Here is a 21,885-nt window from a genome sequence, read left to right on the forward strand (position 1 = left end):
AATGCCAAGACATCGGCGTTGCCTTGGTCGCAAGTAGTCATTGGGGACGTTCTTGTTTGACTAGTCATTTAAGAACGTCCCCAATGACTAGCCAATAAAACGGCGCCCGTCGGCGATGTTGCCGGCGGGCGCCGTTGTCTTGCAGGCGGAATGATCTGTTTTCCTCCGTCCCCAAGGGATCATTACAGTGAGTCGATAAAGCGCTGCTGGGCGGCGCGTCCGTCCTCGTCCCACTTAAAGACTCCGGCGTTGTCGAGCACGTGGCTAAACACCACGCCGACCTCCTCATGCAGGATGTCGATGGCGTTATCCGCCGTAAGCTCGTTCGCGCGGCGAGCAAAGACGTCCTCCGCCCATGCGGCGTGGCTGCGGCAAAGGTCGTCGCTCTCGAGAGCGCAGGCAAGATCGTAGCTGGCATCGGCCTTGGCCGCCAGCAGGTGCTCGCGGACAGCACCGAGCTCGGGAACCAAGCGCGGCGGCAGAATGGCCAGGCCCATGACCTCGATCAGGCCGATGTTCTCCTTTTTAATATGGTGGTACTCGGCATGCGGGTGGAACACGCCCAGCGGATGCTCGTCGGTCGTGATGTTGCAGCGAAGCGCCAAGTAGGCCTCGTAGATCTCGCCTCCGGCATTGCCGCGGGAGTCGACGCGGCGGATGACGGGCGTCACGGTGTTGTGCGCCACGCCATCGGCTGTGCGTGCGATGACGCCCACCGACTCATCGGTCCACTCGCGCCAGGCGAGGATAATCTTCTCGGCGGCATCGAGCAGCTGGGCGCGGTCGTGCGAGCGCAGGCGCAGCACCGAGAGCGGCCACTGCAGCACGGTGCCGCTGACCTGGTTAAAACCGGGCACGCTAAACTGCGAGACCTCGGCGGCGTGCATCATGGGGAACTCGTGCGCGCCACCCTGGAAGTGGTCGTGCGACAGAATCGAGCCGCCCACGATAGGCAGGTCGGCGTTGGAGCCGATGAAGTAATGCGGGAACAGGTCCACAAAGTCGAGCAGGCAGGTCAGGCCCTTGCGGTCGACGTGCATCGGACGATGCTCGGAGCTCATGGCAATGCAATGCTCGTTAAAGTACGCGTACGGGCTGTACTGGAAACCCCAGCGCTCGCCGTTGAGCTGGATGGGGATAATGCGCAGGTTCTGGCGAGCGGGGTGAGCGCCGCCGTCGGCTGCGGCGGAGCGTCCGGGATAGCCCTCGTTTTCGATGCAGAGCTGGCAGGCGGGATACTTCTCGCCCGTGTTCTTTGCGGCACCAGCCGCGGCGATATCGCGTGGGTCCTTCTCAGGCTTGGAGAGGTTGATGGTGATCTCAAGATCGCCCCAGTTGGTGGGGGTGCTCCATTTGATGTTGCGCGCGATGGCGGCACGGCGCACGTAGCCGGCGTCGCAGCACAGGCCGTAGAACCAGTCGGTTGCGGCGCGGGGCTCGTTGACGCCCATGCGTCCGTTGAACTCCTCGTTTACAACCGAAGGCCTCGGCATGAGCGCACCCATGATGCGCATGGCGATGCGGTCGCGGCCTGACGCCGTGTCCTCGGCGGCACCGTTGGTAACGGCGGCCTCGGAAAGCGCGGCAAGCGTGCCTTCAAGATCAAAGTCGGGCAGGGTATTGGGGTGCAAGAGCGAGAGTTTCTCAACCTGGAGCGCCCAGGCCATATCGAGTGCGGGACCCGTGGCGCCGATGCACTCCAAAATGGTGTTGTATGCCCAGATCCGGTCGTCCTGGCCGATCATCGATCGGTGGATGGCGTACTCGATCAGGTTCTGCGCGGCCTCTCGCACGTCAGTCATTACAGCCATGCCGCGTAAGCCCCCTTGTCAGAGATGGCGTAGTGACGGGCAGAGCCCTCGCCCAGCCAGCCGTTCATCTTGGCAATGAAGGTGTCGACCAGATCGAGCGGCACGAAGGCCTGGATGGTGCCACCAAAGCCGCCACCGTGGATACGGACGGCGCCGCGGCCGTCGAGCACGTGCTCGGCCAGCGCCAGGGCATACATGGAAGGCTGCTCGGAACCCAGCTTGGCAACAACATTCTGCAGGTACATGGCAGAGCTGGCGCCGGACTCGCGCGTCAGGACCAGGAACTGGTCAATGTCGCCAGCGTTCAGGGCTGCCCAGCGCTTGTCGACCAGGCCGTTCTCGTACCAGTAGTGAACGGCACGCAGGCAAGCGCGGTCGCCCAGCTTGGCGCGCAGCTCGGGGAGCTTGGCGTCAAAGTCGGCAACGTTGACCTCGCACAGGCGTGCCTTGCCAAACTCGGCGGCGACGTCCTGCATCTCGCGCGGAACGGCGGCGTAGTCGTCGGTAGCCGCCACATGGTCGGCGCCAACCTTAACGAGCACGAGCGCATAGCCGTGATCCTCAAAGTTGAGCTCGAGCTTCTGGGTCTTAGGCTGAGCCTGATCCTCAAAGTCCATGTAGGCGAGGCCGCCCAGGCACACAGCCGCCTGATCCATAAGACCGCAGGGCTTGCCGTAATAGTTGTTCTCGGTGCGCTGGCTCATCTGGGCGAGCGCGACGGGCTCAATGGCGGGCGCGCCCCAGAGCGTCTCCATGGCGCAGCCGTAAGCCGCCTCGACAGCGGCGGAGCTAGAAAGGCCGCCACCCGAGGGGACGGAGCAGGTAAAGGCAAAGTCGAAGCCCTGGGGCTCAACGCCCAGAGCAGCGATTTCGTGGGCCATACCGCGCACGAGGCTTGCGGACGTGCCCTTCTCGGACTCTTGAATATCCAGCGTGTCGAGCGTGATCTCAAACGTAGGATAGCCCTCGTCGGCGACGCGAACCTTGTTGGAATCGGTCGCCACGGCAATGCCGTCGACGGCGACATCGAGCGAGCCGGCGATAACGTGACCGCCCTCGTGATCGGTGTGGTTGCCGCTGATCTCGGAACGGCCGGGCGCGTGCACATAGAGCACCTGGCGATCGCCGATGGGGCCAAACTCCTCCTCAAACAGCTTGGTGAGCGTGGCGAGTGTCTTTTCGTCGGGGGTGGTCATGAGGGTCCTTTCCTTGGCGCATGCTGACGAGTTTTCCGTCGTAGTGAGTACGTTAACAATCTGAAGTGGCATAAACTCAGCATCTACGATGCCGCACGTTACGGGCTATGTTAACGTACTCATAACACAACACTTATCACTTTTTGAGAATCTGGTAATCGGTAGAAATCCAGCCGTGAACGGTATTGCCGTATGGACTTATAGAGCAGAAGAGTTGCGGATTGAAAAAGTAGAGTACGTTAACATGCGTCCGACGATAGCGGGCTTCGGCGCGGGGCGTATTTCTGCCCGGGCCGGCATGCACGCTATTCAGATCTCGCGAGGGTGAAGGTGATCCTGTGGTAAGGCGCCCGTCCAACGATACAGGTACGCGTCCGGTCTCCATGGCCGACGTCGCCCGCGCTGCTGGCGTTTCGCAGCAGACGGTTTCGCGCGTTGCCAACGGCCTCCCTAACGTCAACGAGCAGACGCGCCAGCGCGTGCAAGCCGCCATGCAGGAGCTCGGCTTCCGTCCGAGTTATGCCGGTCGCTCGCTGCGCGACGGCCGTTACCATTCGGTCGGTCTGTGCGTCAACGATGTCACCAAGTTTGGGAACCTCTCAATGATCGACGGCATCGCCAGCGCAGCTCGCGAGCATAATTGCGCCATCACGCTGGTCGAGATGTCCAAGACCGAGGAATTCTCGCTTGCCGAGGCAACGCGTCGTATGGCCGCGCTGCCCGTGGACGGCATCATCATCGGCATGAGCCGTATGGCGCCCGATTTTGAGACGTTTGATCCGTTACCGGGTATCGGCACGGTTATCGTCACCATGTATGCGCACCCGCGGGTGACTACGGTCGACTCCGATCATTACGGCTGCTCGCTGTTGCTTATGGACCATCTGTTTGAGCTGGGGCACGAGCAGATTCGCTATATTGGCGGCCCGTCGTTCTCGGTCGACGAGCAATTTCGTCGCGCCGGTTGGCAGGATGCGCTCGAGCGTAAACACATCGAGCCGGCAGAGCCGCTCGAGGGCGACTGGTCTGCCAACAGCGGTTACGAGGCCGGCAGATATCTGGCCGAGCACGATCGCACCATGACGGCGATTTACGCGGCAAACGACCAGATGGCAAATGGCGCAATTGCAGCGCTGCGTGATAGCGGTCTGCGCGTGCCTGAGGACGTGAGCGTGGTAGGCGTCGATGACTCGCTCGATGATTTTGTCGCGCATAACGAGCTCACGACCGTGCGATTCGATCTACATCAGCGCGGGCGCGAGGTATTCGAGCATGCGGTTCCCGAGGCGGGTACGGCGGGCAAAACCGTTGCCATTCGTATTCCCGGTCAGCTCATTATTCGACATAGCACGGCGATACCACGCTCATAGTTTGCGCAGGTAAACGGCGATTTATCGTATTTCAATAACAATCGGTATGGATGCCGGCAGATAACAGCTGGGATACTACCGAGTGTTATGATAGACGGGTTCTTTTGTCTATCTAGGAGGCTTTGCCTGATGGAGATCACCAAGGATATCCGCTACGTTGGCGTCGACGATCACGACATTGACCTGTTCGAGGGCCAGTACGATGTGTCCGAGAACGGTATGGCATACAACAGCTACGTTATCTTGGGCGAGAAGATCGCTGTCGCCGATTCGGTCGATGGCGGATTTGTCGACGAGTGGCTCGGCAACCTCGAGACCGTACTCGACGGCCGCACGCCCGACTACCTGGTCATCCATCACATGGAGCCCGATCACTCCGCCGGCATCGCCGCCTTTATGGAGCGCTATCCCCAGGCGCAGATTGTGGCAAGCATGGGCGCCTTCCGCATGATGGTCAACTACTTTGGCACCGACTTCCCCGAGCGCAAGATGGTTGTCAAAGAGGGTGACGTGCTTGATCTGGGCGGCCACAGCCTGACCTTTGTCGGCGCCCCCAACGTTCACTGGCCCGAGGTACTCTTCTCCTACGAGGCTACCGATAAGGTGCTCTTTAGTGCCGACGGCTTTGGCAAGTTTGGCGCCAACGACATCGAGGATCCGGAAGGGTGGGCCTGCGAGGCGCGCCGTTACTACTTTGGCATCGTGGGCAAGTTCGGCAAGTTTGTGCAGGCCGTGCTCAAGAAGGCCGCCGATTTGGACATCCAGGTCATCTGCCCGCTCCACGGTCCTGTGCTGACCGAGAACCTGGGCTACTACCTCGACACCTACAACACCTGGTCGAGCTATCAGCCCGAGGACGAGGGCATCACCATTGCCTACGCGAGCGTCTACGGCCACCTGAAGGCCGCCGTCGAGGAGCTCGCCGCAGCGCTCGAGGCTCGCGGCCAGAAGGTCTCCGTTTTTGACTTGGCTCGCGACGACATGGCCGAGGCCGTTGAGGACGCGTTCCGCTATGACCGTCTGGTACTCGCTTCCATTACCTATCAGGGCGAGATCTTCCCATTCATGAGCACCTTTATCCATACGCTTGCCGAGCATGCCTACCAGAACCGTACGGTGGCGCTCGTCGAGGGCGGCTCCTGGGCGCCCGCAGCTGCCAAGATTATGACCAAGGAGCTCGAGGGTATGAAGGACATCACCCTGACGCAGAACAAGGTGACCGTCCTGGGTTCGCTCAACGACGCCTCGCGCGCTCAGATCGAGGCCCTCGCTGACGAGCTCTCCAAGTAGCGATACGTTCACGTTTAACGCTCAAACCACCACAAAGGGGACGGTGAACCTTTGTGGTGGTTTTTGTTTAAGCGCCGGCGATGAGGAGATTTGGGCGGGCGTTGTCGACGATCTCGGCGATTGAGGTGGCGACGGCGTGATCGGGGTCACGGTCCATCACGATGGCGTTGACGTCGGTCAGCTCGGCAAAGCGGTACATGCCCCGTCCGTTGACCTTACTGGCGTCCATGAGGGCCACGCTTTGGCGGGCGGCGCCAATCATGGCCGTTTTGGTCTCAGCCATCTGGGGAAAGTCGGTGGTAAAGCCGCAGCCGGGAACGAAAGCGCCAGGGCACATGACGGCAAGATCGGCGTGGACCATTTGGAGCGCCTGCATGGTAAGTGGGCCGTACAGATAGCGATGACCTTTGCGCAGCGCCCCGCCCAGCATGACGACATCGACCGAGGGCATGCTCTCGTCGATGTAATCGGCAATGGTGATGTCGGCCGTGATGACGGTGATGCCGTCGCGCTGGTCGAGCAGGCGGATAAATTCGAGCGCGGTGGTGCCCGAGTCGACAAGCAAGGTGTCACCGTCGCTGACGAGTTCGATGGCGCTTTGCGCGATGGCCTGCTTGGCGGCGACATTGACGTTGATACGGCGATCCTGGGTGGATACGGTCAGTCGCTTCTGGAGCGACACAGCGCCACCATGCGTGCGGCGCAGCTTGCCGGACTCGGCGAGCGCATCTAGGTCGGCGCGGGCGGTAACGGAGGACACGCCAAAGGTCTGGGCGATTTCTGCTACCTGCACCGAGGCGTTATGCTCGAGCATCTCCATGATGGCGGAACGACGCTCATCGGCGAAAGCTCGGGTTGTTGCATGGGTCATATTCGCTCCATCATCGTCTGAAATTTGCAGGAATTGTGTTGAGTCTATTTTCGTTCATTTTCTTTTTAAGTAAGAAAACGCCTTTCGATTACTTACTTTTTCTATAAAAGAAAGATGATCAAGGCTCGAAACTCAATTTCGAACACGCGCGCTCGGGTTCGATCCCTTCCGTTTGCTTTTCAAAAATGAAGGTTGGACCTCGCGCGATGACAATATCTCGCACATGCATACCCGCTGAATTTCATACAATGAGCGCAGCAAAACGCAAGGTAAAACGCCTTGTGAACAACTACGCCCGATGTCCAGATGCGGGCGAGGGAGAGGAGCAAACGCTCATGGCACTTGTTACCACCGAAAAGATGCTCAAGGACGCTCAGGCCGGCCACTACGCCGTCGGCGCGTTCAACGTCGAGAACCTCGAGTTTGTTATGGCCGTTCTGGCCGCTGCCGAGGAGACCAAGTCCCCCGTCATCATGCAGACCACCCCGGGCACGATTAAGACCGCTGGTCTGGACTACTTCTACGGCATGGTCAAGGCTGCCGCCGAGCGCGCTTCCGTGCCCGTTGCCCTGCACCTTGATCACGGCGATGGCTATGACCGCTGCATGCAGGCTTTCCGCACGGGCTACACCTCCGTCATGATCGACGGTTCGCACGAGTCCTTCGAGGACAACATTGCCCTGACCAAGTCCGTCGCCGATGCTGGCCGCGCCATGGGCGTGCCCGTCGAGGCCGAGCTCGGCAAGGTTGGCGGCAAGGAGGACGACGGTCCCGCGGTTGAGGGCGAGAGCCCCTACACCGATCCTGCCGAGGCCAAGGAGTTCGTCGAGCGCACCGGCTGCACCTCGCTGGCCATTGGCGTTGGCACCAGCCACGGTGTGTACACGAGCGACCCGCACATCGAGCAGTCCGTGGTCAAGGCCATCCGCGACGCCGTCGACGTACCGCTGGTTCTGCACGGCACCTCCGGCGTGCCCGATGAGCAGGTTGCCGAGGCCGTGAAGAACGGCATCTGCAAGGTTAACTACGCCACCGAGCTGCGTCAGGCCTACACCAAGGGCTTCATGGCCTACATGGCCGAGAACCCCGCCTGCTTCGATCCCAAGAAGCCGGCCAAGGAGGGCATGCGTGAGATCACCGAGCTGGTTAAGATCCGCATGACCAACCTCAACTCTGTGGGCAAAGCAGAGTAACAGCAAGGGTACTCCGACTCGCTACATATCCCGGGGAGGGACGGGGGCTTAGTTCCCCAATCGTCCTCGGGCATGCAAAAAGCCTCGCTGCGCACTTCGTGCGGCGAGGCTTTTTGCCCCCTGCGGAAAGATTGGAGAACTAAGCCCTCGTCCCTCCCAGGTTGACCTACTCGAGGTCGTCGCCCTTGTGGCGTTAGGTCTGAAAATAATAAGAAGCCTTCGCGCTGCGGAATGATTTTGGAAACTAAGTACGGGGACCCGCCCAAGCCGTCCTGCTCAATCGCCCTTGTGGCGTTGGGGCGGAAAGGGTGGGGCGCGTGGGTTATTTGGTTGTTAGGGTTAGTAGGTCGTTGGGGGTTTTGAGGTTGTAGGTGGCGTTTGGGATATCTTGGTGTGATCCCCATGCTGCTCGGGCAAAACTGACCCCTGCCGAAGTTGCGCATTGTTCGTCGTAGACGGTGTCGCCAACGTAGACGACGTTGCCAGGATTCGCGCCCGCACGTCGGAGATATTCGAGCATGGGTGCGGGTGCGGGTTTATGTTCGGTTGTGTCTTCGACAAGGATGATGTGCTCAAAATACTTATCGAAACCAAGGGGTGCAATTTCTTTTGCGTATTCGTCGCGCGCACGTGAGGAGACGATGCCAAGTTTGCAGCCGCTATCGGCGAGTGTTGCGATGACTTCAAGCAAACCTGGAAACACGCTGATGGTGCTTTTAAAGCTGGCGGCAACTTGGCACCAGCGATCCAACGTTGCCTGCGAGTAGATCCCAAGTTTCTCAAGGGCATCCTTGCCGGGTATGCCGAGGGCAAAGTCAAGCTCGTGTCGGGGAAGCGTTTTGCTGGTCTCTTCTTGGACAATCTGGACAAGCGACGACAGAACGCTTTCTTCTGTATCTGCCAATGTCCCATCAACGTCAAATACGATATGGTCAAAGTGCTTCATATGATTGCTCCTCTCTGTTGTTTGCCTGCAAGTTTGATGCAGTGACAGAAGAAGGGTTAGCGGGATTTCTGCCTGGTGCTATCGAGATTCTGCCTCGCTGCTCGATAGCTCGAAGGAGTGCACCCCATTTGTTCTTTAAATACCTGGCCAAGATGGCTTGCTGTTATAAATCCGCATTGGCGCGCGACTGTCTGTACCGTTCGCGTGGTGTGTGCCAAAAGTTCGCAAGCACGGTTTATGCGGTATGCGCGTAGATATGCCGCCGGGGTCGTTCCTGCACAAGTTTCGATAATGCGGTAACACTCTCTTTCGCTTACGCCGGCTGCAGATGCCATCTGGGGCACATCTATAGCGGCTGCATAGTTTGCGCGGATAAAGTCCAGGATTGCCTTGAACTGTACGTCGCGGCTGGTCATCCAAGAGGCGCCGTCGGAAGAAAAGAGCGGTTCGGCCTTGGCGTTAATCTGAATCCAGAGCTCTGACAAACTATTTCGAAGCGCCATCTCGTTCTGCGGCCGTTGAAGGTCGTGGCTAAAGGAGCTCTTCAGCAAATCGATAAAGGGCATATCGTCGGGATTGGTGGGCGACCATTTGAGCACATCGACGCCTCGACATTGAAGCAATGGGTTGATGTAGCGCTTTTGGAGACGTCCCGCGGGATCGCCGAGCATCGACGGCTGAAAGATATGCAGCATTTGAATGGCTGGCGCCGAATTGGGTGATTGCAGCGTGCTGTGCAAAACGCCGCCGTTGATAAAGCCGGCGGACCCTTCCTCAAAGCGTACGTGCTCATGAGCCGCGTGCGTTCGATAGTCAATCGCTCCCTGCTCCATGTAGAAAAGCTCAACTTCGGAATGCCAGTGCCAGGGGACGGAATTGCCCGGATAGCGAGCGAATTCTGCGCGTTCGGCAATATAGGGCCAGTCTTCGGCGGTCTCGGGAAACGCTTCCTCGCGTCCTCCGCGGTGCAATTCTATGTGATCCATGTTTCGCATGGCATCAGTATAAAGCGCGATGGGCTTAGATTGCTCTTGCCTGTTCGGGGAACGCCTTGTCTAGGGATGCTTGGAGCTTTTCGAAGGATGCTCGTAAGTTGAGGCTCTGATCGGCTGAGCGCTTGGTTTTTGTGGTGGGGGAGTCGAGGAGGCCGTTTCTCTGTGTCGGGGGGAAGGAGAAAAGGTTTGCATGTTTTAGGGATGGCTGCTGTGCTGCGTCATTGGAAGAATGCATGCTTTTGCGGCCTCCTCGATATCCACCAAAAGGATGCGCTCGGGGTTTGCTGCTAGGTCCCGTGCGCTGGCTACATTATGCCGCGGCTGCCGCAAAGAAGCGCTAAAGAAAGGCTTAACCTGGTTTGGTGTTACGATGAAACTGCAGGTCAGAGGTATCGAGTAACACTCTTGAAAGGTTTTGAGCTTAAGGGCTTTCTAAGGTTTGTGACGTGGATGTGGCGCGGACGTGCGTAGCGTGTGAATGCTCGCTGTTAGCGCTGCGGCTCTGTGGCGCGCACCTGCTCGATGACCTTTTCCATCGTGGCGTCGATGCGGTCTTTTTTGAGTTCGCATTCCCAGATGGTTATGGGCGTCCAGCCCATTTGAGTGAGCGCTGCCACAGCAGCACGGTCGCGCTCGACGTTGCGACGGAACTTTGCCTCCCAAAACTCAACGTTGCGCTTGGGCTGGCTTGGGTTGCACTTGGGGCAGCGGTGCCAAAAGCAACCGTTGACGAAGATGGCGATCTTGCGGCCGGGGAAGGCGATGTCGGGCTTGCCGGGTACCTTCCATTCCAAACGATAGCCCGTAAGGCCCGCGGCCCGTAGGCGCTGACGTACGAGCAGCTCGGGCTTGGTGTTGGCGCGCTTGTTGCCCTTCATGGACTTTTTGATGGCGGCGCGACGGCGGACCAGTTCGCGCTCGTCAGCGGAGAGGTCCGAGGTATCGATGCCGTCGAGCAGACCGGGCTTGGGACGCTTTTTGCTGCGGCGTTTAGGTGCGCGCTTGGGTTTGGTGGCGGGTTTGTCGGTTGTGTTGGGCGCGGCGTCATCGGCGGAGCTTGCCTCAAGCCGATCTTCCTTTAACTCAATCAGAGCATCAATGAGCCCCTTGTCGGCGGGCATCCATTCCACCGTGGCAAGCGAGGTGCGTGGAATCCAGCGGATATCAAGCTGGCGGTCGTGTTTCTGGGGCTCATCGGATTCATCGGCGAGCGAGCAGTAGTAACACTCCATGGAGAGATGAAAATCGGGGTAGTCATACTCAACGGTGTAGAAATCACGCAGGTTGGTGACTTTTACCTGTAGCTCTTCCATAAGCTCGCGGCGCACGGCGTCTTCGGGTGTCTCGCCGCGCAGAAGTTTGCCGCCCGGGAACTCCCATAGTCCCTGCATGTCGCCGTAGCCGCGCTGCACGGCAAGCAGCTCGTCAGATCCTTCCTTGCGAATGATCCCAGCGGCAACATGAACAGTCTTCAACAGGAGCCCTCTCTCAACATCAACACATGGCAGACTACGCTTACCTTACACAACGGTAAGGCAAGCGTAAGCCATATCGATGGTAGCCGACTCGGCTCCTTGCGACTATAGATGCCGTAGACTAATCGCAAGAAAGGACTCGGTATGCAAACCACGCACATGGCGACCCCGGTACTGGAGGTCGCGCATCTCGAAAAGGTATATGGAGCGCTGGGCAACGTGACCCGCGCGCTCAACGACGTCAGCTTTACCGTCAACCGCGGTGAGTTCGTTGGCATCATGGGCGCCTCGGGCTCGGGCAAGTCGACGTTGCTCAACTGCGTGTCGACCATCGATAGCGCCACGAGCGGCACCATTCGCATCAACGGCCAGGATGTGACGCGCATGAAGCAGGCCAAGCTTTCGCAGTTCCGCCGCGAGGAGCTCGGCTTTATCTTCCAGGATTCCAACCTGCTCGATACGCTCACGGCACGCGAGAACATCGCCCTGCCGCTCACCATCGCCCGCGCAAACTCGGCAGAGATCTCGACCCGCGTGCAGGATGTGGCCGCGCGCCTGTCCATCAGTCAGGTGCTCGACAAGTACCCCTACCAGATGTCCGGCGGCCAGCAGCAGCGCGTTGCCGCGGCTCGCGCGCTCGTCACCGACCCCACCATGATCATGGCCGACGAGCCCACCGGCGCCCTCGATTCCAAGAGCGCCCGCCTGCTGCTCGAGAGCCTGGAGGCCCTGAATCGCCGCCTGCGCGCCACCGTGCTCATGGTCACGCACGACAGCTTTGCCGCCAGCTACACGAGCCGTGTGCTGTTTATTCGCGACGGCAAGATCTTCACCGAGCTGCGCCGCGGCGACACCGACCGCCGAGAGTTCTTCGACCGCATTATGGAGGTCGTTGCCATGATGGGCGGTGAGGGCTCCGATGCTCTGTAAACTCGCTTGGGGTAACGTCCGCCGCGCCGGCCGCGATTACCTCGTCTACCTTTTGACGCTCACCTTGGGCGTCACCGTTTTCTATGCCTTTAACACCGTCTCGATTCAGGTCGATATTGCCGGCATTGAGGAGGAGGGCCTATCCGAGCTCATGGGTACCATGCTCGGCTACCTCACGTACTTTTTGGCCGGCGTCATGGCCTTTTTGATGGTGTATGCCAATAACTTCATCATGAAACGCCGCAAGAAGGAGTTTGGCCTGTACCAGGTGCTCGGCATGGGGCGCGGGCGCGTCGCCACGATCATGGCGCTCGAGACGGTGATCGTTTCGGTCGGCGCCTTTGTCGCCGGTATTGTGCTGGGCGTGGGGCTCTCCCAGCTCATGACGTTCTTTACGGCCTCGCTCTTTAAGACGCAGATCGCCAATTTCCGCTTCTTTTTCTCGGTGCATGCGTTCAACCTGACCCTTGCCTGCATGCTCATGATGTTTGTACTCACGTTACTGCTGAACCTGCGCGCCGTTCGTCGCACTAAGCTCATTGAGCTCATGGGTGCCGAGCGTCGCAACGAGAGCATCAAGACGCGCAATCCCTGGATCGCGATTGCCATCTTTGCTGTGGGCGTGGTGCTGGTGGGCGTGGCCTATTACCGTCTGCTGCGTGATGGGTTCCCGCTAACCGCGACGGACAGCAATCTGCAAGAGGCCATGAACCAGTTTGGCATTACGACCGTTATGGTTACAGTGGGCACCTTTGCCCTGTTCTGGGGCCTTTCGGGCATGCTTATCAAGCTGCTGCAGAGCCTACGCAGCGTGTATTGGCGCGGCCTCAACATGTTTACCGTGCGCCAGCTTGCGGCCAAGGTCAACACGGTGTGCTTTTCGATGGGCGTCATCGCGATGATCCTGTTTTTGGCCATTACCTCGGTGACGTGCGGTATGTCTATTGCCAACGTGATGAACGAGAATCTGGAGCGCTATAACCCTGTTGACGTATCTCAGACGTATGTCTATTACACGCCCGATAGGCTCGACTACTACAAGGAGTATGTCAATCCGTCTGAGGCCGATCGTATGGTGCTGGCAGATACAACGGTCGATTTGTACGCTGCATGGCATGGCGAGTGCAAGTCGGCGGACAACAACGACGAGACCGGCAAGAAGGTCAATATCGCCGATGTTGCCGGTGAGCATGTGCAGATCGATTCGTATCTGAGTTACCCGCTTGGCGGCTCGGGTCCCTCGGTGGTGGCAGGCGAGATGTGCAAGACCATGGGCGAAAAGCTTCCGAAGGCGCTCGAGGGCAGCAATGCCGATGATATGGGCCTGTTTGTGACGCCGGCGAGCCAGTACAACAAACTGCGCCAGATGATGGGCGAGGATCCGGTGAGCATTGGTCGCGACCAGTACGTGCTTACGTGTGATATGGGCGGCGAGCTGGGCGACCTGTACACCAAATACATGGCTGGGGGCCATACCCTCACCTTGGGCGGGCATACGCTCAAGCCCGCAACCGATAAGTCGGACGAGGACACGGCTGCCATCGCCAACTCGGCGATGGGCAGCAATCCCGGTACCGTGGTCGTAGCCGATGAGCTGTTGTCCCAACTTAATCTGCAGCCGTATTCCAGTAGCCTGCTCGTTAACTACAAACAGGGGATGGATGTGACCAAGGCAGACGAGAGCATTAAATACACCTTGCTCGACAATCTGCTCGTTGACGGCAAGGAGCCGGGGTCGTGGGGAGTCTTCATCACGCGTTCCGAGATGTACACGCAAGCAGCGCAGATGAACGGCATGATTAGCTATCTGGCCATCTACATTGGCTTTGTATTGGTCGTTGCATGCGCGGCGATTCTATCGATCCAGCAGCTCTCCAACGTGGCCGACGGCAGCCGCAGCTATCGCGTGCTGGCGCAGATCGGCTGCGACGACCGCCAGATTCGCCATTCGGTGATGGCGCAGCAAGCGGTGTTCTTCCTGTTCCCACTGGCAGTGGGCCTGGCGCACTCCTTTGTGGCGCTTAAGGTGATCATCGAGCTGGTGAGCATTTTCGGAAACATGAGCATCGGCGGCACGGTGGGCCTCACCTGTGCGATTTTCCTGGCAGCCTACGGCGGCTACTTCCTGGTGACCTACCTCATGAGCGCCGGCATGGTACAAGCTGCCATCGCCACCCGCTACAGCGAGTAGCAGACGGGCAAAACCGTCGCAAAACCAACGCAAACAACCGCCGCGGAGGGAGTCGGACTCCCTCCGCGGCGGTTTTTTGTCTATCGGATGCCTCTCAGATGCAAGTGAGTAGATTTTTTTGGATTTGCCGAGCACATCGTGACAAATGCTCGGTAAAACCGCAGGTCAGCGCTGTGGCGATTTGGGGTGTGCTCGGCTTCCTGCAAAAAGTCTACTCACTTGGTTTTTGCTGCTAGAAGACCGCCGCAAGGGAAAGCGGCTCCGTTGACGTTTGCCCAGATAAAACCTGCCAAAATAAACCTGTCCCTTTTTGGTAGGTTATCGCTTCCAAAAGTGGAGGATCAACGTCGTGCGGTTTTGCTGCTCGGTTTTGACCAGGATGTTGTGGATGTGGGTTTTGACGGTGCCCACGGCAAGGAATAGCTCGTCAGCGATCTCTTGGTTCGATTTGCCCAGCACAACCAGGCGCATGACTTCTGCCTCGCGTTTGGAGAGCTTGTAGGCGTTGCGATAGAAGGGCATCTGCTCTTCGATGTGTCGATCAAGATCGCTGACGTTCTTTTCTTCGGGTGCCTCCTGCATGCGAATCGAAAGCACGTGATAGGCGTAGGCGATGAGCAGAACCGCAAAGTAGCAAGCAAAGACATTCTCGCTAAAGTTGCGCTCGGACAGGTATAGCTGCAGCCAGGACGGTGCCAGGCTCATGGGGACCACCAGAATGTTATAGAAGTCCTCGGCAACGATGCAGCCGACCAGAATGGCGGCGATAATCAGGTGCTTTCGTTGGTTGTTAACACGTGCCTTCAGCTCAACCTTTGTGCTCTTGTGAGCCGTCCAAAAGATATATAGTCCCACAAAAATAAGGAATACCTGTCGCACCGTGTAGTAGAGCCACTGATGCATGGGGCCGTAGGGGACAGCGACGATAATCAGCGACTCGCACAGCAAAAACGTTAAGACGGGGATAGCGAACTGCTTTTTAGAATGCTTATCGAGTAAGTCCATGGCGATGGCCCAAATAAAAGCCTGTGAAGCGGTCGCCACAAGGGTCCGCATTACAGGCATGGTAATTGAGTAATAATCACTGGCCGGAAAACTCTGGTTTTGCAGCGTGTATTCAAAAAAGAAAATTTCGGTCATCTCGATGGCATAGCAAATAAAAACGCCGCTGCCATAGATAAAGAACTGTCGACGAGACGAGGCATAGGCGGCAAGCGAGAGCACCGCCGTCACAATACAGATAACCAGTATCGCTAAGGTATAGAAGAACATGAGCGTGTTCATCTGTCACCGTCCCATCTCATTTTACCTATGGCTGAGCCCTGTATATCTTGCGGGATATAGACGTCTCAACCCATCGTTTCATTGCGGATTAGGCGCCGAGATACAGAATAGCCGTATACCGTTCGCGGTTCCAGACGGTAAACCCCCTGCAAGTCCGCTACCTGCGGGTTTATATTGGATTAGAGAAGGTGTAACTCCGTGAACGGTCTTTAATCTCGAATAAACTAGGCAATAGTTACATATGGATGAATGATGGTCTTGTCAACACGAGGCGTGATGTACGAGCGCCTCATAGTAATAGTCGGCAAGACCGGCGGAAAGGAAATCGACATGGCGCTGCCTAAGGATTTCATCGACACCAACGACTTCACCAAAGAGCAGATCCTGGCTATCGAGGATCTTGGCCTGGCAATGAAGAAGGCCATCAAGGTTGACGGTTATTATCCGCACCTGCTCCGCAACAAGAGCCTTGGCATGATCTTCCAGCAGGTCTCCACCCGCACCCGACTTTCCTTCGAGACCGCTATGACCGACCTCGGCGGCCATGCTCAGTTCTATGGCCCTGGCACCATCCAGCTCGGCGGTCACGAGTCCCTGGGCGACACCGCTCGCGTCATGGGCGACCTGCTCGACATCATGATGGCTCGCGTTGACCGTCACAAGGACGTCGTCGGCCTCGCCGAGGGCTCCGCTGTGCCCGTCATCAACGGCATGTCCGAGTTCAACCATCCCACGCAGGAGATGGGCGACCTTATGACCATGCTCGAGAACCTCCCCGAGGGCAAGAAGATCGAGGACTGCACCCTGGCCTTCATCGGCGACGCCACCCAGGTCTGCGTCTCCCTCATGTTCATCGCCTCCAAGGTCGGCATGAAGTTTGTCCAGTTTGGACCTAAGGGCCACCAGGTCCTCGACGGCGGCCTGCACGTTGGCACCGTTGAGGAGCGCGCCGAGTTCGGCAAGCAGATGATGGCCATCGCCGAGGAGAACTGCAAGGTTTCCGGCGGCTCCATCGTCATCTCCGACGATATCGAGTGCATCAAGGGCGCCGACTTCGTCTACACCGACGTGTGGTATGGCCTGTACGACGAGGAGGTCTCGGGCGAGAACTACATGGATGTGTTCTATCCCAAGTATCAGGTCACCATGGACATGATGAACTTCGCCGGCGCAGGCTCCAAGTTCATGCACTGCCTGCCGGCCACCCGCAATGAGGAAGTCGTCGACGAGGTCATGGACGATCCTGAGCGCTCCCTGTGCTGGGTCGAGGCCGAGAACCGCAAGCACTCCATCCGCGCTCTCCTTGCCGCCCTGGGCAAGCGCACCCCGCTCAACGACGAGGGTGTCGAGTACTCCGCCAAGGCCGAGCTCCACGCCGCTCTCGAGGCTCTCGAGCAGCTCTAAGCCCCCAGGCTTCTAAACGCACGTTTGCGGGCGGCGGATGCTCGTCTCCTGTCGCCCGCTCACCGAGGCCCGGCAATTGCCTTAATATCTTAAGGGCCTCGATTTGTCCAAGACTGAGCGAAGGAGCTCATCATGAGCGACGGAAAGAAAAAGCTTTCCTTCTTGACGGTCATCTCGACCATCATCTGCGTCGTCTTCGTTTGCGAGGCCGCCGCTCCTGCTGCTGCCATTGGCAACCAGCAGTTCTTCTGGTGGATCTTCCTGATCCTGACCTTCCTGCTCCCTTATGGCATGGTTGTTGCCGAGCTCGGTACTACCTATGACGGCGAGGGCGGCATTTACGACTGGGTACGCGATGGCCTGGGCGACAAATGGGGCGCCCGCATTTCGTACTACTACTGGGTTAACTACCCGCTGTGGATTGCCTCGCTGGCTACCATGTTCCCCGACATTTTGGGCATGGTCTTTGGCGTCGAGTTCAACTTGATCGCCAAGATGGGTATCGATCTTGCCTTTGTGTGGATCGTCTACCTCATGGGCCGCTCCAAGGCGGCCGACTCCGAGTGGGTCCTTAACGGTGGCGCCATCATCAAGGTCGCCGTCGCCGTTATCGTTGGCGCTTTGGGCATTTGGTATGCCATGGAGAACGGTTTTGCGAACGACATGTCCGCTGCCACCTTCCTGCCCGAGCTCACCAACACCAACGCTCTCGGCTACCTGTCGATCATCATCTTTAACTTCATGGGCTTCGAGGTCATCTGCACCATGACCGACGACATGGCCGATCCCGCTCGCGATATCCCCAAGGCTATCATCGTCGGTGGCCTGTCCATCGCCGTGATCTACCTGTTCGCTGGCTTTGGCATCGGCGCTGCTGTGCCGGCCGATTCCATCGACCCCGACTACGGCATGATTTATGCAGTCCAGACCATGGTGGGCGACTCCATGATCTTTAAGGTCATCTGCATCGCCTTCCTGATCACCCTGTTCGCCAACATGGCCGCTTGGTCCTTCGGCGTTAACTCCGTTGCTCGCTACGCTGCCGAGCACGGCAACATGCCCAAGGTCTTCGCCTCGATGATCTCTGACGATGATATGCCCAACGGTGCCAACCTGGTCAACGCCATCGTTGCCTCCCTGGTGCTGTGCCTGCAGCTTGTTCCTATCGACGCCATCTCCAATGGTGTTTTCTGGATGCTCTTTGGCACCTCCGTCGTTTTCCTGCTGCTCACCTACATCCCGATGTTCCCGGCGTTCCTCAACCTTCGTAAGAACGACCCGAACCGTGAGCGCATCTTCACGTTCCCGTTTAAGGGCGCCATGATGAAGGTTATGCTGGCCATCCCCTGCATCGAGCTGATCCTGGCCATCGTTGCAACGCTGGTTCCGTTCTCCGTCGATGAAATTGGCGACAAGGTCCCGATGATCGTTATCTTCATCGTGCTTGTGCTCATCGGCGAGATCGTCCGCGTCGTCAGCGCCAAGGGCCGCGAGACCGAGTACAAGGGCCTCACTCCCGAGCTGGCAGCTCAGCGTCTCGCTGAGGAGGCCGCCGAGGCCGAGGAGAACTAGGGCACCCGGATTCGGGGCTCCAACCCTCCTCGCGTACCAAAGTACGCTTCGTCGGGCTTGTCGCTCCCGACTCCAGGCACTCTAGCCTCTTCGAGGGCGTGCCCAAAGCGACAAATTTGCTCACTATTTCCTGGGGCGGGTGCGAGCGATAGCTCCGGTAACCACCGCCCGCCCCAACCTCTCTCTTTCGTATCCTTCGTGCGTTTTGTCTCCGCGCACCGGGTTACGTCGTCGCTTGCCGGTGCGATTCCGTGAAAACCGGCGCCGGGCGCCCCGACCTTTGCCGGGGAACGGGCGCCTACCATCTCTTGGTTTTAGGCTGCGGGTAATCCGCCCGCGGCAAACGATCGTTCGATTTGGAGGAAATCTTATGCGTACGATCACCGAGTCCGAGTCCACCCCCAAGGCCGACGGCTTCTTTATGCCCGCCGAGTTCGCCCCGCAGGATCGCGTGTGGATGGGCTGGCCCCACCGCACCGACACCTGGGCCCACGGCGCCAAGCCTGCTCAGAAGCAGTATGCCGCCATCGCCCGCGCCATCTCCGAGTTCACCCCGGTCTATATGTGCGCCAACCAGGTCGACTATGCCAACTGCAAGGCCGTCTTCGAGAACGACGAGAACGTCACCGTTATCGAGATGACCACCGACGACGCCTGGTTCCGCGACACCGCCGCCACCTACGTCATCAACGGCAAGGGCGAGAAGCGCGCCAACCACTGGCACTTCAACGCCTACGGCGGCCTCGTCGACGGCCTGTACTTCCCGTGGGACAAGGACGAGCAGATCGCCCTCAAGATGGCTGAGCTCTCCGGCTGCCGTCGCTATCGTCCCGATGACATGATCCTCGAGGGCGGCTCCATCACCGTCGACGGCGAGGGCACCCTTGTCGTGACCGACCAGTGCCTGCTTTCCCCGGGCCGCACCTGCTCTGCGGTTCTGGAGGAGGAAGAGGATCCCGAGTCCATCTGGCCCAAGTTCCACAAGAAGTTTGAGCCCTGGAGCGAGGAGCTTCGCGCCTACATGGACGAGCACCTCAAGGATTACCTGGGTGTTGAGAAGGTCATCTGGGTCAAGGAGGGCATCGACCCCGAGGAGACCAACGGCCACATCGATGACGTTGCCACGTTCATCGCTCCGGGCGTCATGGCCTGCATCTGGACCGACGATCCCGAGTATCCGTTCTACGAGCAGTGCCACGCTGCCTACGAGACCCTCTCCAACGCCGTTGACGCCAAGGGCCGCAAGATGAAGGTCTACAAGCTCTGCATGCCCGTGAACCCGCTGTTCATGGACCAGGCTTCCTGCGACACCATCGACGCCGACGAGAACGCCGAGCCGCGCGTTCCCGACGAGCCGCTGATCGCCTCCTACATGAACTACCTGGTCACCAACCACGGCGTTATCGTCCCGCAGTACGGCGACGAGAACGACCAGCTGGCCGTTGACACGCTCCAGAAGATCTATGACGAGGTCTGGGGCGAGGGCGTCTACAAGTGCGTCGGCGTTCAGTCCGAGCAGGTCGTCTTTGGCGGCGGAAACATCCACTGCATTACGCAGCAGGAGCCGTCCGCTTAATCGTCTGGCTTTTCTTTGGGCGCTCCGTTGCCTCCACATCGGAGTGCCTTTTTTCTTTGATTGAATACGCGTCTGGCCTGGGATTTTTTGCGGGTTAGGCCAATTGTTCGCTTGAATTTCCCAGGTCAGACGCGATTTCAATTGCCGAAAGTTTCCGGTCGCGAACGCGGCCGTTTTGATCGGAGTATCTATGTACCAGCGTACCGTCATCTACACGCGCCTGTTCCGCGAGCGTTGGTCCAACATCTGCATCCTCTCTTCTCTTTGGGATGGCACCTGCACCGGTGACGCGGCCTGCAACCCTACCTTGGGCTGCGCCTTCGGTGCAGATGCCATCCTTTTTGCTGTAGGGGGAGCGTGCCATGGCAGGTAAAAAGTTCTCTCTGCTTGAGGTCATCCTTTCGGTTATCTGCGTCGTGTTTACCATCGAGGCGGCGGCTCCGGCATCTGCCATGGGCAACGTGCAGTTCTTCTGGTGGATCTTCCTTATCATTACGTTTTTGCTCCCCTATGGTCTGGTGGTGGCCGAGCTGGGTACGGCGTTCGACTCCGAGGGCGGCCTGTACGATTGGGTTCGCCTGGGCCTGGGCGACCGTTGGGGCGCCCGCTGCTCCTGGTGCTACTGGGTTAACTTTCCGCTGTGGGTGGCAAGTATCGCCTGCATGTTCCCCAGTGTCATTAATGCGGTGTGGGGTATCGAGTTTTCACTTGGGATCCGAATTGCCATCGAGATTGCCTTTGTGTGGGGCGTCACGGTCATGGCGATGCAGCCGGTGGCCGAGGCAGATTGGGTCATGGACGGCGGCGCCGTCATCAAGGTACTCATTACCGCCGTGGTGGGAATCGTCGGCATCTGGTTTGCCTGCAATAACGGCTTTGCCAACGATATGTCGCTTAAGACCTTCATTCCAGATTTGGGCGACACCAATTCGTTGACGTACCTATCGATTATCCTGTTCAACTTTATGGGCTTCGAAGTGGTCGCGACCTTTGCCAGTACGATGAAAAACCCGTCGCGTGATATCCCCAAGGCGGTTATTGCCGGTGGCGTGGCCATTGCGGCGATCTACATCATCTGTGGCATTGGCATTGGAGCCGCGGTTCCCACCGAGCAGCTTTCACTCGATTCGGGCATTGTGGACGCAGTCGCCGCTATGGTGGGGCGCACCCACCCGCTGACGATGGTCGTGGGCGTGGCCTTTTTGGTGACGCTGTTCGCCAATATGATCTGCTGGAGCTTTGGCGTCAACAACGTAGCGAGCTATGCCGCGCGCCATGGCAACATGCCGCGTCCCTTTGCGTTGGTGTCCAAAAAGACCGGCATGCCCAACGGCTCGGCGCTCATTAACGGCTGTTTTGCCAGTCTGGTGCTGCTGCTCCAGATTCCGCTGGGTGAGGGTTCCGACGTCTTTTGGGTCTTCTTCTCGATGAACGTCGTCTTTCTGCTCATGAGCTATATCCCCATGTTCCCAGCGTTTTGGCGTCTGCGCAAGCACGATAATCGCTCGCGTGTGTTCCGTGCGCCTTTCGAGGGCAAGGTGCTCGCGGTGGCGCTTGCGATTCCCGTGGTGGAGCTCGTGCTTTCGATTGTTGCTACGATTGTGCCGCTCAACAGCTCACCTGCCGAGATGGCAAAGTTGCCGATTCTCGCGGGCGTAGTGATTGGCCTGTTATTGGGCGAGGTTTCGCGCCTCATATCGCGCCGCGGCCGAAGCGTCGACAATCCCGGCGTTGGTGCACGGGGGTCAGGTTACTTTGCACCAAAACAGTAAGCGCCGCGA

17 protein-coding genes are annotated in these 21,885 nt (G+C 58.6%); 10 read left to right on the forward strand and 7 right to left on the reverse strand.

Annotated elements, in window-relative coordinates:
- Positions 1-182: 182 nt before the first annotated feature.
- Positions 183-1,811: a UDP-glucose--hexose-1-phosphate uridylyltransferase gene (locus DXD56_RS03795; RefSeq protein ID WP_233524922.1), complete on the reverse strand. Its 1,629-nt coding sequence runs from the start codon at positions 1,809-1,811 to the stop codon at positions 183-185.
- Positions 1,802-3,007 carry a galactokinase family protein gene (locus tag DXD56_RS03800; protein WP_117640154.1) on the reverse strand — a complete coding sequence of 402 codons (1,206 nt, stop codon included), beginning with the start codon at positions 3,005-3,007 and terminating at the stop codon, positions 1,802-1,804. The genes DXD56_RS03795 and DXD56_RS03800 overlap by 10 nt, the downstream gene beginning before the upstream one ends.
- A 383-nt stretch (positions 3,008-3,390) precedes the next feature.
- Between DXD56_RS03800 and DXD56_RS03805 the strand changes: the two genes are divergently transcribed.
- Both DXD56_RS03805 and DXD56_RS03810 read left to right on the forward strand, forming a co-directional pair.
- On the forward strand, positions 3,391-4,377 hold the full coding sequence (locus tag DXD56_RS03805; protein ID WP_117640278.1) for a LacI family DNA-binding transcriptional regulator: 987 nt from the start codon (positions 3,391-3,393) through the stop codon (positions 4,375-4,377).
- 129 nt (positions 4,378-4,506) lie between these two features.
- On the forward strand, positions 4,507-5,667 hold the full coding sequence (locus DXD56_RS03810; RefSeq protein WP_233524923.1) for an FprA family A-type flavoprotein: 1,161 nt from the start codon (positions 4,507-4,509) through the stop codon (positions 5,665-5,667).
- A gap of 67 nt (positions 5,668-5,734) precedes the next feature.
- Here DXD56_RS03810 and DXD56_RS03815 read toward each other — a convergent pair whose 3' ends face one another.
- Positions 5,735-6,538 carry a DeoR/GlpR family DNA-binding transcription regulator gene (locus DXD56_RS03815; protein ID WP_117640156.1) on the reverse strand — a complete coding sequence of 268 codons (804 nt, stop codon included), beginning with the start codon at positions 6,536-6,538 and terminating at the stop codon, positions 5,735-5,737.
- A gap of 335 nt (positions 6,539-6,873) precedes the next feature.
- Between DXD56_RS03815 and DXD56_RS03820 the strand changes: the two genes are divergently transcribed.
- Positions 6,874-7,731 carry a class II fructose-bisphosphate aldolase gene (locus DXD56_RS03820; RefSeq protein ID WP_022095149.1) on the forward strand — a complete coding sequence of 286 codons (858 nt, stop codon included), beginning with the start codon at positions 6,874-6,876 and terminating at the stop codon, positions 7,729-7,731.
- A 322-nt stretch (positions 7,732-8,053) separates the two neighbouring features.
- On the opposite strand, the gene DXD56_RS03825 is transcribed toward DXD56_RS03820, so the two are convergent.
- The 3 genes from DXD56_RS03825 to vsr all read right to left on the reverse strand — a co-directional run bounded on the left by DXD56_RS03825 (position 8,054) and on the right by vsr (position 11,147).
- Entirely contained in the window at positions 8,054-8,677 is a 624-nt protein-coding gene (locus DXD56_RS03825) for an HAD family hydrolase (RefSeq protein ID WP_089572377.1), read from the reverse strand.
- A gap of 56 nt (positions 8,678-8,733) precedes the next feature.
- On the reverse strand, positions 8,734-9,663 hold the full coding sequence (locus tag DXD56_RS03830) for an AraC family transcriptional regulator (RefSeq protein WP_158549316.1): 930 nt from the start codon (positions 9,661-9,663) through the stop codon (positions 8,734-8,736).
- A gap of 497 nt (positions 9,664-10,160) precedes the next feature.
- Positions 10,161-11,147 carry a DNA mismatch endonuclease Vsr gene (vsr, locus tag DXD56_RS10180; RefSeq protein WP_233524924.1) on the reverse strand — a complete coding sequence of 329 codons (987 nt, stop codon included), beginning with the start codon at positions 11,145-11,147 and terminating at the stop codon, positions 10,161-10,163.
- Positions 11,148-11,291: 144 nt separating this feature from the next.
- Between vsr and DXD56_RS03850 the strand changes: the two genes are divergently transcribed.
- Positions 11,292-12,077 (forward strand): ABC transporter ATP-binding protein, encoded by a 786-nt coding sequence (locus tag DXD56_RS03850; protein ID WP_304466278.1) that lies wholly within the window; start codon positions 11,292-11,294, stop codon positions 12,075-12,077.
- Complete coding sequence (locus tag DXD56_RS03855) at positions 12,067-14,268, forward strand: FtsX-like permease family protein (protein ID WP_117640159.1); 2,202 nt, start codon at positions 12,067-12,069, stop codon at positions 14,266-14,268. Before DXD56_RS03850 ends, DXD56_RS03855 begins: the two co-directional genes overlap by 11 nt.
- Before the next feature lie 318 nt (positions 14,269-14,586).
- Here DXD56_RS03855 and DXD56_RS03860 read toward each other — a convergent pair whose 3' ends face one another.
- On the reverse strand, positions 14,587-15,552 hold the full coding sequence (locus tag DXD56_RS03860; RefSeq protein WP_117640160.1) for a helix-turn-helix transcriptional regulator: 966 nt from the start codon (positions 15,550-15,552) through the stop codon (positions 14,587-14,589).
- A 330-nt stretch (positions 15,553-15,882) separates the two neighbouring features.
- Here DXD56_RS03860 and ptcA point away from each other — a divergent pair, with 330 nt between their 5' ends.
- The 5 genes from ptcA (at position 15,883) to DXD56_RS03885 (ending at position 21,876) form a co-directional block, all read left to right on the forward strand.
- The gene (gene ptcA / locus DXD56_RS03865; RefSeq protein ID WP_117640161.1) at positions 15,883-16,956 is read left to right on the forward strand and encodes a putrescine carbamoyltransferase; all 1,074 of its coding nucleotides are present in this window, start codon (positions 15,883-15,885) and stop codon (positions 16,954-16,956) included.
- A 132-nt stretch (positions 16,957-17,088) separates the two neighbouring features.
- Entirely contained in the window at positions 17,089-18,528 is a 1,440-nt protein-coding gene (locus tag DXD56_RS03870) for an APC family permease (RefSeq protein WP_117640163.1), read from the forward strand.
- Positions 18,529-18,898: 370 nt separating this feature from the next.
- Positions 18,899-20,104 carry an agmatine deiminase family protein gene (locus tag DXD56_RS03875; RefSeq protein WP_117635777.1) on the forward strand — a complete coding sequence of 402 codons (1,206 nt, stop codon included), beginning with the start codon at positions 18,899-18,901 and terminating at the stop codon, positions 20,102-20,104.
- Between the two features lie 190 nt (positions 20,105-20,294).
- Positions 20,295-20,477 (forward strand): hypothetical protein, encoded by a 183-nt coding sequence (locus DXD56_RS09950; protein WP_147325175.1) that lies wholly within the window; start codon positions 20,295-20,297, stop codon positions 20,475-20,477.
- Positions 20,467-21,876, forward strand: coding sequence for an APC family permease (locus DXD56_RS03885; protein WP_117640165.1), 1,410 nt, complete (start codon positions 20,467-20,469; stop codon positions 21,874-21,876). The genes DXD56_RS09950 and DXD56_RS03885 overlap by 11 nt, the downstream gene beginning before the upstream one ends.
- The last annotated feature ends 9 nt before the right edge of the window (positions 21,877-21,885 follow it).

The sequence above is a fragment of the Collinsella sp. TM06-3 genome, from assembly GCF_003436395.1.
Lineage (GTDB): Bacteria > Actinomycetota > Coriobacteriia > Coriobacteriales > Coriobacteriaceae > Collinsella.

What these genes read in the sequence shown, in the direction of transcription:
- DXD56_RS03815 (WP_117640156.1), bottom strand. Translation starts at nt 6,538, where the DNA reads ATGACCCATGCAACAACCCGAGCTTTCGCCGATGAGCGTCGTTCCGCC.
- DXD56_RS03860 (WP_117640160.1), bottom strand. Translation starts at nt 15,552, where the DNA reads ATGAACACGCTCATGTTCTTCTATACCTTAGCGATACTGGTTATCTGT.
- DXD56_RS03805 (WP_117640278.1), top strand. Translation starts at nt 3,391, where the DNA reads ATGGCCGACGTCGCCCGCGCTGCTGGCGTTTCGCAGCAGACGGTTTCG.
- DXD56_RS03825 (WP_089572377.1), bottom strand. Translation starts at nt 8,677, where the DNA reads ATGAAGCACTTTGACCATATCGTATTTGACGTTGATGGGACATTGGCA.
- DXD56_RS03870 (WP_117640163.1), top strand. Translation starts at nt 17,089, where the DNA reads ATGAGCGACGGAAAGAAAAAGCTTTCCTTCTTGACGGTCATCTCGACC.
- DXD56_RS03820 (WP_022095149.1), top strand. Translation starts at nt 6,874, where the DNA reads ATGGCACTTGTTACCACCGAAAAGATGCTCAAGGACGCTCAGGCCGGC.
- ptcA (WP_117640161.1), top strand. Translation starts at nt 15,883, where the DNA reads ATGGCGCTGCCTAAGGATTTCATCGACACCAACGACTTCACCAAAGAG.
- DXD56_RS03875 (WP_117635777.1), top strand. Translation starts at nt 18,899, where the DNA reads ATGCGTACGATCACCGAGTCCGAGTCCACCCCCAAGGCCGACGGCTTC.
- DXD56_RS03800 (WP_117640154.1), bottom strand. Translation starts at nt 3,007, where the DNA reads ATGACCACCCCCGACGAAAAGACACTCGCCACGCTCACCAAGCTGTTT.
- DXD56_RS03885 (WP_117640165.1), top strand. Translation starts at nt 20,467, where the DNA reads ATGGCAGGTAAAAAGTTCTCTCTGCTTGAGGTCATCCTTTCGGTTATC.
- DXD56_RS09950 (WP_147325175.1), top strand. Translation starts at nt 20,295, where the DNA reads ATGTACCAGCGTACCGTCATCTACACGCGCCTGTTCCGCGAGCGTTGG.
- DXD56_RS03850 (WP_304466278.1), top strand. Translation starts at nt 11,292, where the DNA reads ATGCAAACCACGCACATGGCGACCCCGGTACTGGAGGTCGCGCATCTC.
- DXD56_RS03810 (WP_233524923.1), top strand. Translation starts at nt 4,507, where the DNA reads ATGGAGATCACCAAGGATATCCGCTACGTTGGCGTCGACGATCACGAC.
- DXD56_RS03855 (WP_117640159.1), top strand. Translation starts at nt 12,067, where the DNA reads ATGCTCTGTAAACTCGCTTGGGGTAACGTCCGCCGCGCCGGCCGCGAT.
- DXD56_RS03795 (WP_233524922.1), bottom strand. Translation starts at nt 1,811, where the DNA reads ATGGCTGTAATGACTGACGTGCGAGAGGCCGCGCAGAACCTGATCGAG.
- DXD56_RS03830 (WP_158549316.1), bottom strand. Translation starts at nt 9,663, where the DNA reads ATGGATCACATAGAATTGCACCGCGGAGGACGCGAGGAAGCGTTTCCC.